At 45.6% G+C, this 586-nt stretch carries 1 protein-coding gene; it reads right to left on the bottom strand.

Translation table 11 applies throughout. The features are described 5' to 3' along the window. On the bottom strand, positions 1–586 hold a 586-nt coding region (locus R5R67_RS19530; protein ID WP_318755214.1), incomplete at both ends, for an FAD-dependent oxidoreductase.

The raw sequence follows: 586 nt of genomic DNA on the forward strand, positions 1-586 counted from the left end.
GGTTACTTGTGAACCGTCACCCAATACTTCTGTGCTTAATGCATTCATAATCACAGTGGTGTTTGGCAAGCTGTTTAACTTGTTTTGCAAAACTTGGTCAGCACGAAGTTTAGTGTCAAACTCAACTAAAGTCACATGCTCAACAATACCTGCAAGGTCAATCGCCGCTTCAACACCTGAGTTACCGCCACCAATCACGGCAACACGTTTGCCTTTGAATAATGGACCATCACAGTGTGGGCAGTACGCAACACCACGGGTACGGTATTCAGCTTCACCCGGTACATTCATCTCTCTCCAACGTGCACCTGTTGAAAGGATCACAGTTTTCGATTCAAGTTTTGCACCGTTTTCAAGTTCAACTTCAACTAAGCCATTTGCAGTCTGGTTTGCACCTGTGATTTTGCTGACACGTTGCAGGTTCATGATATCGACATCGTATTCACGAACATGGGCTTCCATCTCGGCAGCAAACTTAGGACCTTGTGTCTTTTGCACAGAAGTGAAGTTTTCAATGTCCATGGTATCCATGACCTGACCACCAAAGCGTTCAGCCACGATACCTGTGTTAATGCCTTTACGTGCC

It is taken from the genome of Acinetobacter sp. OYA S30 (assembly GCF_033599315.1).
In the GTDB taxonomy this organism is placed as follows: Bacteria; Pseudomonadota; Gammaproteobacteria; order Pseudomonadales; family Moraxellaceae; genus Acinetobacter; species Acinetobacter baumannii.